This window comes from Bacillus sp. EB V-12 (genome assembly GCF_056158125.1).
In genome coordinates this window covers 883,569-897,029 of the sequence record NZ_JBUXJL010000002.1, presented here as the reverse complement: position 1 = coordinate 897,029, position 13,461 = coordinate 883,569, and the positions used below count along the sequence as shown (strand labels likewise).

The following is a 13,461-nucleotide window of genomic DNA, read 5'->3' as shown; positions in this document are numbered from 1 at the left end:
GCTTCCTTACTTATCTATTCATAATCTTCTTCATCATCGATTTCTTCGTAATATGAACTCCCATTACTTACATATATAGGGCCATTCGCAACATCAATACGTAGTACCCACGCCCATGGCACAGCTAAACGTTTATGTATTGCTCGCCAAAAGCTCATTGATTTTCTTTCGTACTCCTGGAACTCCTGAAGTAACTCTTTGTAGGAGGAACCGTCTAACTGAATATTTGCTTCTAACAAACGAGAATGGGCATAGTACTGTAACTCTAGTTCAGCAGCAATTTCCATTTCTTCTTCCGTTGCCATACCAATGATTGTTCCATCTTCTGGTGCAATTTCATATACGTTTTGAACTTCAATAAGCCCTTCTTTCTCTTTCTCAAACATGTAAACAGCCTCCTTTAACATATATTTTTTATGTTACAAAGTCATACTTCTACAATAACTTCTCTCTTTCCTCTTTTTTTGATAAACTTTTACAAAATATTTAACCGATGACCTGTTTTCTCTATTCTTTCAGCAGAAATGAAACGATTTTTATCAAAATTTAATTTATACACATCAGGCATATGAAGTGTTTTCCAAAACTCAAAATCATATTTCGAATTAAAATAATTCATGAGTAATACCATAATATTTCCATGCGTACCTATTACAATATTCTTACCTTCATATTGTTTTAATATATTTTGCATACATATTACAGCGCGCCTTTGTGCGATATCATTCGATTCTCCGCCTTCGTATGCAAAACTCCAATCTTCCCACACATTCTGCATAGCATCATTAAAATTTGATACTGGCTCTGTACTCAATAATCTTTCACGCAAATCTTCTTCTGTTTGTATTGATAATTTATATGTATTCGCAATTCCTTGTACAGTTTGGATTGCTCTTTTGTACGGACTAGAAATAACAACATCAATATGTTTATCTTTTAATAAATGTGTTACATTCTCTGCATCACAGTGCCCTTTTTCAGATAAAGGTCGCTCCCGTTCTTCTTTTGTATATGTAGAATGGGCATGGCGAACGAAATATATTGTTGTCATTTTTTAACCTCCAATCTTATTTTCCATCTATATTCAATAATAAGATTGGAAAATCCTGTATTACAAAAGAGCACTTTTCATAAGTGCCCCTTTGTTTACATAATAAAATTATTTCATTATAATTTATTTCTGAATTCCTCACTTATGACAATATCTCGAATAAAGTAATCCATATTACTTAGAAGTTTTTCAAATGCTTTTTCACTCAAATTGTTCATCATAAAGACAATCTCAATCTTATTCCCTTTTTTATCAGTACCATAGAAACTATTTGTTAATACAAATGCCGTAGAACCACCTTTCTGTCCAGCAAATTCGAACATACCCTCTCCTACGGTTCCTTTAAATATATTCTCAATCTCACCTTGCATTTGTGGTGTAAAATAATTTCTGCTATTTATCTTTTCCAGTAAACTCATGTAATCCTTCGCATTTGCACCTATAAACCGATCTGACCAAATACGCTGAAAGTCCATATCGGCTCTTAAAGATATCTCGCGTTTTGTCCATTCTTTCTCGTCTTTCATCCATTCATGTATTTGCCATACATGCTTAACATATTCATCATTAGACATATTACGTAGCTTGTCCAATGCTTTATTTTGAGGAATATGCAGTTCTTTTTCAACATAGCCCCTCATATATAATGCCCCTGTATACGTTGGATAAAATTCATCGTGACTATTTAAGCCTAACTCTTTCAAACTTTCATTTATCCGCGCTGCTCCAAGCTTGTCCAATAAATATGATGCATTCGCATTCGAACTATAATGGATCATTCCTTTCACTACTTCTTCTAAAGAAGTTTGACCACCCTTCACTAACTCTTTAACTTTTACATCATCTAGCCAGGCAGGGTGTGCACCACCATCAGTATTTTTCACATAGTATTTTTCTAATTCTTTCAATGAAATTTGCTCGTCTTTTCTTATTTTCCCTTCAGCTACTTGCTTAGCATATTCAATTGCTATAACGATTTTCGACATACTTGCTAGCGGTAGTTTTTCTTTTTCATTTATTGATGTCAATGTTTCACCATTTCTTTTAACAATTAAAGAAGTTGTTTTATCATCCTTATGTTCTTTTATATAATTTAGCACATAATTAGAGTCTTCTTTGGAATTGACATATTCCTTCACTGAAAAGAAAGCTATACAGCCTACTATAGTAATTCCAGCTATAATTCCAACAACTTTTAATCCCCTCATGATACTCCCCCTAAAATAAACATATTATATATTATACTAAATAAATTTCCCTTTTTAAGTAATAATTAGATTATTTATACAAAAACACTTCTTTTCTTAAACAACAAAAAAACATGCCTTCATTAGGAAAGCATGTTTTGTGATATCCTTCACATTGTTTAGTTAAAAAATAAATGTTTACTTACCATGATGTAACATTAAATCACTAAGTTCTTCTTCAATGTGATTTAATTTCGCAACGCCTTCTTTCCATTTATGAATATAACGTGAAACCCCAACAAAAAACAAAACAATAATTGTGGAAAGAATAATACCATATACGATTGCTACAGTACTCATAGTTACACTTCCTTATAATTAGTAATGTGGTTATTAGTTATATTTTTATTATAAACCTTTTTCTTTTAAAATACTTCGATTTCAACTTTTTGTAACAAAATTGATTTTTCTAACATTTCGTTCGTGAAAATGGCATATTTTTCACAAATTATACAAAACTTCACCATATGTACTATTACCATATGAGTTATATTATTAAATAGAATAAAGGGGATGATATACTATGACGACTTGGTTTATTGTAATGTTAGTTGTATTTGGAGCATTTAAAATTATCGTTTCTAGCCTTCCTAACTCTGTTATTGAATCCATTATTAGTCGCTTTGAAACACATCCACAACTCGAAGAAGAGAATGTGACTGTTACAATGAACGGAAATAACTTAGTAGGCGAACAGAAATCAAAAATTATTCATGATTTTAACGAAGGTTTATTTTTAGATCGCTATTATGCACCACCCCATAATGAAGGCACACCTTTAATTATCAATGCAAAACGTGGTAAAAAAGATTTTACATTTTATATTTATAGTCATGAAGAGCATGTTGATGTTGTAAAACAATATAAAAAGAAGGTAGTTGCTTATAGTTTACGCTCTAAAAACCTTCAAAATAGTGATATGTTCGTGTCAGCTGATTTAGCTTAATACTCATATATAAAAAGGAATCCATGGCATATGGATTCCTTTTTACTATTTACTGAAAAATAAGCTCTGTCTTTAAACTATCTTTCGGTAACAACCAGCCTTTTTTCTCTAAACTCGCTATTAATAATTCCCTTTGTTTTGTCGCAATACTTTCTTCATTTGTTTTAAATGACACTTCTATTACGAAGTCATCTTCTAATTTCCCAGTATTACTTAATGGCCAAATTTCAATATTTGCTTTTATGTTTTCAAAATCTCCTGTATATCGCTTCATTAATACAGGACCGTAAATACGGGAATTCTTTAACATCTCTTCTCCCCAATTTGTATACAACCATTTGTTCATTTTCCCTGGTAATTTTTCTATTAACATGTTTTGAGCAGCTTGTTCATTTGGTAAATCAAGTATCCCATATCCTTTAGCACTGTAGCTTTTCTTATTTGAAATGCTTAATGTTTTCTTCTCAAATCCCCAATCTATTTCCGCCTCATAACTATCCGTATTACTATCGAATCCTTCTTTTTTAGCTACTTCTAGTGCATCTTGAATTACACCATTTGGAATAGGATATCTTTTTTTATATGTTAGTTCAAAATCTTTACTAAATTCTTTCTTTCGAATTCTAGCAAACCAACCTTCCTCGCTTAAACTTTTATTCGCAGTATCTAAAAATTGCACTTGTATTCTTTCATATTTTGTACCAGCCTGGAAATGTTCTAACACCTCTTGCTTCATCTCTTTGTTATCACCTAATACTTGTTCTGGCTTCAATAATAACTTTACTTCAAAACTAGGTTTCATTGGACTAGCAGCAAACCCTTCCTTAACGTTATAAAGGAAACAACAAAAGAAAATGCTTACGAATACAAATACTTTTTTCATATACCTATCCCCTTTGCATTTTAAATGACTTCTATACGTTCCATTGCAAGTGAATATACATTTTCATATCCTGCTGAACTTAGCTTTTGTTGTAATCGATCCGTATCCTCTTTCAAAGCGTGCACTAGCACCGTATGTTCTGGTAATAATGTATTTAACATCTCTTTAACGTCTCTTATACTTTGGTGAACTTTATATGGAACTCGCTTCACCCTACATTCTTTACCTACATGCTCTTTCATAACTTTTTCTGCAAAACTCCCTTTAGCAATATGTCCAGTAAAGATAATAGAATTTCGTTCGTCACGTCGAATTTGTTCATAATATAACTGCGCTCGTTTCGTTTGCATATTCGCATCACTCATTACAACTATTCCAAAACTATATTGCGTACCGCTGTCATCATCCATAACTATTACGTTTCTTTTTAAACTCTCCAACAGCTCTTCAAGTTCTTCATTATTTTTGATCCAATCTTTATATACGATCATTTCTTCGAATCCATCCAAAATTTCTTGATCTACTATAATGGGAAGTTCTTTATATTTTTTATATAAATACAACACGATATCTTGCGCCCTACCAAGGGGTGGCAAAGGTAGTAATACTATCCCTTTTTGCCCCGCAGCTCGTTCAATTTCTGCACATAGTTCGTTTACTCGTTCATGTTGCGAAATATCATCAGTATGATACGCGGCATCTACAATTGCAACTTTTATATCGCCACGCAATTTCTCAGGTAAATTCGCTTGTAGTATGTTAGACTCTGCTGAATAATCGCCAGAATAAAATACATATGTATGACTCATATCCACTAAAAACCAAACAGCCCCTAATACATGTCCACTATATCCCCATTGAAACCGCAATGAAGGAGTAATTTGTATCCATTCATTCGGATTACTAATCTCATCAATATATACATAATTTAAATCTTTTATGTTTTGGTCACTATAAGGTACATTCCATCCTCGCGTCACATTGTAGTTTCTCCATTTTTCATAATAAGTTGGAAGTTGCTCCTTCGTATAACGAGTCGTCCAAATTTTTTTCTTATAGCCATACTTCGCTAATAAAGGTAAACCCATCGTATGATCTTCATGAATATGTGATAAAAATACCGCATCTAGAAATGGAACAGCTTCTCTCTCTATTTTTGGATAACTATCCTCATAAGATCGATTAATACCACAATCAAATACTATTTTCGTCTCTTTATTTTTTACAAAATAGCAGGAGCGACCGTACTCTCCAGCTCCTCCCCATACTTCTACTCTCATCATGCTACCCCTTTTCGTTTTTGCTCCATATGTTGCAGCAGTAATAAGCACATTGTTGTAAGTCCAACAGAAACAACGGCCATCGCCATGCCTATAGATACTTCACCCTGTTCAAATTGAGCAAAAATAAACGTTGCTGACGTTTCTACTGATGGAGGTAATACGAGAAGCGATGCTACTAACTCTCTTATCGAAATTGTAAATGTCATCGCCCATCCAGCAATAATGCCTGGGATAATAAGAGGCATTATTATTTTTCTAAAAATATAAATATAATTTCCAGAAAAAACACTTCCTGCCTGCATGAGAGAATCATCAATTTGTCCGAGTGATGATTTTACATATTGCACCGTGTAAGGTAAAAACAGAACAACATACGTTACGATAACCATGATTGGTGTATTGTAAATTGACATAGGCATATATGGTGAATTCCAAAATAGAATAAGACCTACAACCATAACGATTCCTGGTACCATATTCGGTAACATACCGCACATATCAAGCCATTTTTCAGAGGTTTTTTTCCCCTTTCGAATCATAAGTGCCAAAAAGACTCCAATCATTACCGCGATAATCGCTGTTACGAGTGAAAAAAGAAAACTATTCCATAAAGCCTCTAATCCCGGAGATCCTATTGTAAACAATGCCTCATAATGGCTTGTTGTAAAGTTATTTACATGTAAACCGCCGCCTCTTAATTTTGACAAAGAAGCAATAAGTATAGAAAAGTATGGAATTCCAATTGATACTATTAATAAACCAATTACATACATCCATGCTACAACGCGCGTAAATATAGACAAAGTATATCTTTTAGATTTCACACCTTTTCCACTAACCATTGCATATGAATACTTTCGATTCAATACATTTTGCATATACCAAATAAGCATACAAGCACTAAGTAATAAAGAAGATAATGCTGTTGCACTACTAAAATCAATTGGCCAACTCGAAATAAATTTATGGATTTCTGATGTTAACACGTGGAATCCTATTCTACGTCCGAATGTAGCCGGTGTTCCAAATTCAGCAATCGTCTTTACGAAAATGAGTAAAGCACCCATTACATAACTTGATACTAATAACGGCAATATTATTTTTCTTAAACGATAGAAAAAACTTCCGCCATGAACTGCTGCAGCTTCTTCTTTACTACTCCCAATCTGAAGTAACGTGTTTTTCAGCATGAAATAAAGGAATGGGAATAAATGCAGACTCATAATTAAGACCATACCTCCTAAACTAAAAAACGATGATGAAACTGTCTTTAGCATCGGAAAAAATTGTTCAAAATAGCCGTTAGGTTGCATGAACAAAATCCAGCCCATTGATCCAATATACGGCGGTGTCATAAATGGAATCGTAAAAACAATATCTAACTTACTATACTTTCCTACATCTGTTTTGCTCATAATAAATGCCAATGGAAATGCAAATATTGTAGCTCCTATTACAACGAGTACACCTAGAAGCATCGAATTTAGAAAAATCCCAGCTAATCCACCACTCTGCATCACTTCAAAAGGCTTTAAAAAGTTCCAACTGCTATTTTCATATATACTAGAAAATAAAATAAGAAAAAGGGGAATGACGATTAACATCGCCACAAGCAATAACGCTACCGTCATTCCAACTTGTCTTACTGATACGAATCGATTTACCATGGAATCACCATCTTATTGAAATACTTTCTTAAATTGTTTTCCTATTTCATTTTGCTCTTTCTCAACTGTTTTCCAATCAATATTTAATACTGGAATCTCTTCTACATTTGGTCTATTTTCAGCTTTTATATCTGTTCTACCAGGCAATAAATACGCTTTAGAAACTTGTTTTTGTACATCATCGGATAATAAATAATCAATAAACTCTTTTGCGCCTTCTACATTTTTACTATCCTTCATAATTCCCGCTGCGCGTGGACTAATAACTGTTCCGCTTTTTGGATATACGATATCAACAGGTTCACCCTTTGCTTTTGCGCTGTACGTCATATAATCAACACCCGCAATTACCATATCTTTCGCACCTGTTACAACTGGGTCTAACGCTTCCTGATTTGCTCCTGCTACTGTAACTTCATTTTTCTTAAGTTGTTCAAATAAATTCCATCCATCTTTTCCATTCTTTTTCACATATCCAGTTACAAAGTCTAAAGCTGAACCTGAAAGTGCTGGATCTGGAAGATTCACTTTTCCTTTCCATTCCCCTTTCGTTATATCGCTCCAATCTTCAGGCGCTGTCTTCACATTTTTTGTATTGTACACAATCCCTAATGCTGAAGCACTATACCCGAAATAATGTCCTTTATCATCTGACCATTCAGAACGCAGCTTATCAGCTTGTTTCGCTTCTTTATAAGCTAACGTTTGACCCTCTTTCTTTAATCCTTCCATCGCTGGTAATGATGCAAGTACGACTACATCAACGACTGGATTTTTCTTTTCAGCTTCCATTCTCGCTAAAATTTTACCAGTTGTCCCTTGAAACATTTCCACCTTTATACCAGTTTTCTTTTCAAAGTCTTTTTGAATTTTTTCTGCTAACCCTTTTGGCCCTGCACTATATACAACAATTTTCTTTTCAGTCGTATTTTTACTTTTTGCATCTGCATTGCCTGTCTTTGAACTACACCCTGTTACTACAGCCGAAAATAATAAAGTACATACAAATAAAGACTTAAGCGAACTGAATTTCTTCATATGATTCTCCCCCTATATGATGAATACATTTTTTTGGCACATATAACGATACTGGTTTACCGATGCTTAATTTACTATTGTGATAAGCTGTCCATATTCCGAGTGCCCCCATGTTTACTTTTATTTCATACCGTTCTCCTACATATGTAACGTGCTTAATTTCACCTGTATACATTTCGCACACTTCATTTTTCGTCCAGCTCACATGCTCTGGACGAACCATTTTTTTACCCTCTACAAGCCAATTCGCCTTACCAACAAATTTGGCAACAAATTCATGAGACGGTTTCACATAAATATCTTCCGGTGTTCCTTTTTGTAATACTTCTCCTTGTTTCATGACAATAATTTGGTCTGACATTGACATTGCTTCTGTTTGGTCATGAGTGACATACAGTGCAGTTAAACCAATGGAATGAACGATATCCATAAGCTCTATTCTCATTTCTTCTCGCAAAATTGCATCGAGTGCACTTAGCGGTTCATCAAACAAAATAAAATGAGGTTTTGTTACAATTGCTCTAGCGAATGCGACACGTTGTTGCTGTCCACCAGAAAGTTCGTGTGGATACCTTTTCTCCATACCTTGCAGGCGAACTCGCTTTATCGCATCTTCTACTTTTTCTCGCAATTGATTCGTTTGCTTTGTAGCTCTTAAACCAAATGCAACATTTTCAAAAACAGTCATGTGCGGCCATAAAGCAAAATCTTGAAATACCATACCGATATTCCGTTCATGAGGAGATGTCTTTATCTTTTTTGCAGCAGAATACATGCACTGGTCTCCAAAATATATTTCTCCCTTATCTGGTTCTTCAAGCCCTGCTATCATTCTAAGTAAAGTCGTTTTCCCACACCCCGAAGGTCCTAAAAGTGTAGTGAATTCCCCTTGTTTCATTACAATCTGCAACGTCTTTAACGCCTGTATTTTTCCAAATGCCTTTTCTAATCCACTAATTGTAATATCCATTGCTTCACCTCTCTCCCCTCATTCTTAACCTGCTTTCATTCTATATGGAAGATTTATACTGAATGTTAATGTACTGTAAAGATTAAATTAAAAAACTTCTAATAAACTATTTATTTCTATAGATTTTTTCTATAGTTAAAATAAAAAAGGCGGCAATTCATAATGAATCTCTTAAAATTAGAAATTGTAGTACTTATTAAGAAATACAAAAAGCTTACAATCGTTGCAGAAAAACTTGGCGTTAAACAACCAACTATTACATTTCATATAAAAAGCTTAGAAGAAGAACTCGGTGTATCTCTATTCGAATTACGTTCTGGAAGGTATTTCTTAACAGAGGCTGGTGAGGCTTTGCACCATTATGCTTGTAAAATAGATGCACTTATGAAAGAAGCTAGACGTGTCACGCAAGAGTTTAAAGATTTTCATAAAGGTGCTATAACAATCGGCGCTAGTTATGTACCAGCGACTTATCTTTTGCCAGAAGTCGTTCATCAATTTCAATGTGAATTTCCCAATATAAAAATAACGCTACTAGTGAAAACAGCCCCTGAAATTCGAATGATGCTACAAAATCACGAAATCGATCTTGGGATAATTTCCGCTGCTCCATTTGATGAACCACTTTTAAAACAAACGAATATAATGCCCGATACACTTGTTCTTGCCTTTTCCAAAGAACATCATTTTTCAAAGAAAGACAATGTATCGTTACAAAATATCGAAAAGGAACGCATACTATTGCATCGTAATCCATCTACAACGAGAGATTTACTTACACAATGGACGTTGGCGCACAACATTACATTCCAATCTGAAATTGAATTAGACTCATTAGAAACGATGAAACAAATTTTAAAATATGGTAATGGAATTGCCTTTATTTCTAAACTTGCTATCGAGCAAGAAATACAACGAAATGAGCTATGCTATATACCAATCCCTGAATTTGAATTTCAGCGTAACATTTATACGATTCATCATGAGGACAGATGGAATTCTAAAATCATTTCTTTTTTACTACAGAGCATCACTTCATTTGCAACAAAAAATTAAAAGGCTGTCGTTATGCACGACAGCCTTTCAAACTATAAATCTATTTATTTTTCTTTGCCTCAATTTTTGCTTGCGCCTCTTCAGCCTTATCTAATGCTTCTGATACTTTCTTCTCTTTTTCTTTCACTTCATCTATACTATCGACAGCTTTAATAATTTTATCGATTCCTTCTTCTTCTACCTTTCTACGCTTTGCCACTCTTTCATTTACTTTCTCTTCCACATCTTTTGCTTTTTGAAGCATATTCTCTGCATTTGATGTTACAGCTTTTTCAAGTTCAGCATCTTTTTTCTTTTGTAACACTTCATTTGCAATGTCTTTCGCTTCTAAATACTTACCGTCTTTTAATGCTGTTGCTCCGTGATCCATTCTCTCAGCAACTTCTTTATATGATTTCGCTTCATTTCCTGATTTCTCTTTTTCTGCTTTTTCGAACCACATTTTTGCATCACTATACTTTTCATCTTTCAATGATTGCATACCTGTTTCAATATATGTGTCATAATTGCTACATCCAGCCATTACGACTAATAGAAAAAGCATAACAAAACTTAATTTTTTCATGCTGTTGTCTCCTTTTCTTTGCAAGCTCACTTTACTTTAACATACATGAAAAAGAGTTTCAAAAACTAAAATACTAATTTAGTCATTTTTATAATGATAAGTCAAATTTTTATTATTTTCTTATTTTTAAGCGGACACATCTACTTGTTTTTTCGCCATATGTTGCTTTACTCCAACTAATACAACTAACAATAACCCTCCACCTATTGTCATCATAACAATGCTAGTTGGCAACATATCTAATAGTAGTCCATATACAATCATACCAAGCGGTGCGATTGCAGTCGCAATTGTTTCAAGTAGGCCAAACACACGCCCTAGGTAGCTCGGATCTGTCGTTTTTTGCATATGTACTTGCATTGGAATGTTTACAATCATAATTGCTATACCAGTTAACATCATAAAAGCAATATAGTAAATAAAACTTGCTACTTTTGGAATGATAACTAACAACGGAAAGACTGTACATAAACTTAAACCTGCAAACAAAAACAGTCCAGTATAAATAGAACGAAACGGATTATTCACTTCTTTACGAACTGATAAAGCAATCGCTCCCATTAGCATCCCGACTGCTAACATTCCCTCTACAGTACCGAGTTGCTTTGAAGATAAATGCAATGTATGGACGATAATGTACGGAAGTGCAACTGTTAGACCACACGCAAAAAAGTTTACCCACAATGCTATTTTCATTAAACCATATATTTCACGTTGTCTTTTTACATATAAAAAACCTTCTTTTATACTCATCAAGAAATGCTCTGTACTTTCAGCCACTTCTTTTTTATATAAATCAAATACGATAAATAATTGCAAAATAACCGCTAAAAAGAACGTAATGCTATTTAATAGGAAAAACGATTTAATTGAAAAGAAACCATATACAACTCCGCCAATAATCGGTCCTAAAATATTTGATAAAGAAGCTGCCGTTTGATTTAAAGCACTCGCTTTTTGAATACGTCCTTCATCTACTAAACTCGGAATAGACGAAGTTAATGCAACAGAATAAAAACTTGCACAAATTGATAATAATGCTGCTGAAATATAAATAAAAAGAAGTGATGGCCCAAATATAGTAGCAAGAATAAACATACTAAGCATCGTTAAACTACTTAATAAATCAGTACCAATGACAAGCCATTTTCGATTCACACGGTCTGCTACAGCACCAGCAATTGGGCCACAGATCATCCTTGGAAGTGATCCGCAAACGAGCGTAATTGCAAACCCCATCCCTGAACCAGTAGTCTTTAATACATATAACCCCATTGCGAACGTATAAATACCTGCGCCTAATAAAGACGTCATTTTTCCAATCATCATTAAAATGATATTTCTAGTTGCAATCTTCATTCTTGAATCATGTTGTCCTATACTTATATCTCCCATTTTTGACTCTCTCCCCTTAAAAGTTAAATTGTGTTAAACTTATTATATAATCAACTTTCCAATTTTCACAACAAAAAGTTAAATACAATTAAACTTTTTAAATATAAAGGAGCAACAATATGGCAACTCTCGGCGAAAAAATTAAAGCATTACGAAAAGAAAAAAAGCTTACGCAAACAGCACTGGCAGGTTCGGAACTGACAAAAAGTATGCTTAGTCAAATTGAAAATGGAAAAGCTACACCTTCTATGAAAACATTACAATATATTGCGGAAAAACTTGAATGTGAAACGAGCTTTTTATTAGAAGAAGATGAAGGAGAAATTGTAGAACTCATTCAAAAAATGGAGCAACTAATAAAGGCAAATAAATGCGATGAAGTATACAAGACTTTACTACCTATCGTTCAAACAGAGCTACCTTCTACTTTAAATACAGCTCGCTTATATAAACAGTTCCTAACAGGAGCAACTATTATGAACGATTATCATATTGAATATTACGTTGAAACTGCTGTTTCTATATTTGAAAAATATACTTTATATCGAGAAAGCACTGAAACGAAACTACTGTTTTACTATATGCTCTTCAAACGTAAAAAATATAAAGAATGTTTACAGATGATTGCTACAATTCGTGATGAATATAAAGCGAAGAATTTAGAAATGGATCTCATTACACATATACAATTATACTTAAAAGAAGCCATTATTTTACTCGCATACGGCAATTATGAAAAATGTGAAAAAGTCATTTTAGATGCACTTGCATTTTCAAAAAAACATCAAGTGTATTATAAAACAGATGAATTTTATCGCATTTTATCTTACCAAAAAGTCATTACAGCTGATAAAGAACAGTATTTATATTACATAAAAAAATCGGAGCAATTTGCCATTTTTACAGAAGATATTCTATCCATTGCGATTATTGATATTTTAAAAGCTTACTACTACAACACAATTACTAATGAATATACAATCGCATTAGAACATCTAGAACAATTCCGAGAAAAACTAAAAGATGAACCAATCTTTCAAGACGATGGATTATATTATCTTGAAAAAGGAAAATCTTTGTATGGCTTAAAACGTTATAAGGAAGCTTTGGCAATATTAAAACACGCTACCATACCAGATTATATGAGTCATCCACTTGATCAATCGTGGGTATTAACAGCTGGGTCTTATCGTGCCCTGTGTCATATAAAACTTCAAGATAAACCAGCTGCTCTGAAAGAAGCAAAAGAAGCAGTTCAAACGATAGATGGTTATCCTGATTCCATCTTTTCTTCATTTATTAAAGAAACATTACAAATAATACAAAAACTTTAAGAATGTCTCTAAATGGTATATTATTC

At 33.5% G+C, this 13,461-nt stretch carries 15 protein-coding genes; 3 read left to right on the top strand and 12 right to left on the bottom strand.

Annotation, left to right across the window (positions count from 1 at the left end; genetic code table 11):
• Nucleotides 1–14: 14 nt before the first annotated feature.
• The 5 genes from ACZDYH_RS11310 to ACZDYH_RS11290 all read right to left on the bottom strand — a co-directional run bounded on the left by ACZDYH_RS11310 (nt 15) and on the right by ACZDYH_RS11290 (nt 2,780).
• Nucleotides 15–386 (bottom strand): hypothetical protein, encoded by a 372-nt coding sequence (locus ACZDYH_RS11310; protein ID WP_000461779.1) that lies wholly within the window; start codon nt 384–386, stop codon nt 15–17.
• An 89-nt stretch (nt 387–475) separates the two neighbouring features.
• A complete protein-coding gene (locus tag ACZDYH_RS11305; protein ID WP_000208265.1) occupies nt 476–1,051 on the bottom strand; it encodes a histidine phosphatase family protein in 576 nt (191 codons plus the stop codon).
• A 116-nt stretch (nt 1,052–1,167) separates the two neighbouring features.
• Nucleotides 1,168–2,259, bottom strand: coding sequence for a serine hydrolase (locus ACZDYH_RS11300; RefSeq protein ID WP_309305255.1), 1,092 nt, complete (start codon nt 2,257–2,259; stop codon nt 1,168–1,170).
• 177 nt (nt 2,260–2,436) lie between these two features.
• Nucleotides 2,437–2,598, bottom strand: a complete 162-nt coding sequence (locus ACZDYH_RS11295) for a hypothetical protein (protein WP_000108701.1) — start codon at nt 2,596–2,598, stop codon at nt 2,437–2,439.
• A gap of 65 nt (nt 2,599–2,663) precedes the next feature.
• Complete coding sequence (locus tag ACZDYH_RS11290; protein ID WP_001987133.1) at nt 2,664–2,780, bottom strand: hypothetical protein; 117 nt, start codon at nt 2,778–2,780, stop codon at nt 2,664–2,666.
• A 41-nt stretch (nt 2,781–2,821) separates the two neighbouring features.
• Here ACZDYH_RS11290 and ACZDYH_RS11285 point away from each other — a divergent pair, with 41 nt between their 5' ends.
• On the top strand, nt 2,822–3,244 hold the full coding sequence (locus ACZDYH_RS11285) for a YfmQ family protein (protein WP_000214581.1): 423 nt from the start codon (nt 2,822–2,824) through the stop codon (nt 3,242–3,244).
• A gap of 49 nt (nt 3,245–3,293) precedes the next feature.
• On the opposite strand, the gene ACZDYH_RS11280 is transcribed toward ACZDYH_RS11285, so the two are convergent.
• Genes ACZDYH_RS11280 through ACZDYH_RS11260 form a run of 5 tightly spaced genes read right to left on the bottom strand, consistent with a single transcriptional unit; the run spans nt 3,294 to nt 9,085 of the window.
• Nucleotides 3,294–4,127: a hypothetical protein gene (locus tag ACZDYH_RS11280; protein ID WP_098236613.1), complete on the bottom strand. Its 834-nt coding sequence runs from the start codon at nt 4,125–4,127 to the stop codon at nt 3,294–3,296.
• Nucleotides 4,128–4,147: 20 nt separating this feature from the next.
• On the bottom strand, nt 4,148–5,410 hold the full coding sequence (locus ACZDYH_RS11275; RefSeq protein ID WP_434713973.1) for an MBL fold metallo-hydrolase: 1,263 nt from the start codon (nt 5,408–5,410) through the stop codon (nt 4,148–4,150).
• Nucleotides 5,407–7,077 carry an ABC transporter permease gene (locus tag ACZDYH_RS11270; protein ID WP_434713971.1) on the bottom strand — a complete coding sequence of 557 codons (1,671 nt, stop codon included), beginning with the start codon at nt 7,075–7,077 and terminating at the stop codon, nt 5,407–5,409. Before ACZDYH_RS11270 ends, ACZDYH_RS11275 begins: the two co-directional genes overlap by 4 nt.
• A gap of 12 nt (nt 7,078–7,089) precedes the next feature.
• Complete coding sequence (locus ACZDYH_RS11265; RefSeq protein ID WP_086389336.1) at nt 7,090–8,115, bottom strand: ABC transporter substrate-binding protein; 1,026 nt, start codon at nt 8,113–8,115, stop codon at nt 7,090–7,092.
• On the bottom strand, nt 8,093–9,085 hold the full coding sequence (locus tag ACZDYH_RS11260; protein ID WP_078994771.1) for an ABC transporter ATP-binding protein: 993 nt from the start codon (nt 9,083–9,085) through the stop codon (nt 8,093–8,095). Before ACZDYH_RS11260 ends, ACZDYH_RS11265 begins: the two co-directional genes overlap by 23 nt.
• Before the next feature lie 162 nt (nt 9,086–9,247).
• Between ACZDYH_RS11260 and ACZDYH_RS11255 the strand changes: the two genes are divergently transcribed.
• Nucleotides 9,248–10,141: a LysR family transcriptional regulator gene (locus tag ACZDYH_RS11255; protein ID WP_001050611.1), complete on the top strand. Its 894-nt coding sequence runs from the start codon at nt 9,248–9,250 to the stop codon at nt 10,139–10,141.
• A gap of 40 nt (nt 10,142–10,181) precedes the next feature.
• On the opposite strand, the gene ACZDYH_RS11250 is transcribed toward ACZDYH_RS11255, so the two are convergent.
• Together ACZDYH_RS11250 and ACZDYH_RS11245 are read right to left on the bottom strand one after the other, a co-directional pair.
• Entirely contained in the window at nt 10,182–10,706 is a 525-nt protein-coding gene (locus ACZDYH_RS11250) for a DUF4398 domain-containing protein (protein ID WP_102956124.1), read from the bottom strand.
• A 126-nt stretch (nt 10,707–10,832) separates the two neighbouring features.
• Complete coding sequence (locus ACZDYH_RS11245; RefSeq protein ID WP_000502472.1) at nt 10,833–12,101, bottom strand: MFS transporter; 1,269 nt, start codon at nt 12,099–12,101, stop codon at nt 10,833–10,835.
• Between the two features lie 119 nt (nt 12,102–12,220).
• On the opposite strand from ACZDYH_RS11245, the gene ACZDYH_RS11240 reads away from it, so the two are divergent.
• Nucleotides 12,221–13,435, top strand: coding sequence for a helix-turn-helix domain-containing protein (locus ACZDYH_RS11240; protein WP_000212351.1), 1,215 nt, complete (start codon nt 12,221–12,223; stop codon nt 13,433–13,435).
• Nucleotides 13,436–13,461 lie beyond the last annotated feature (26 nt).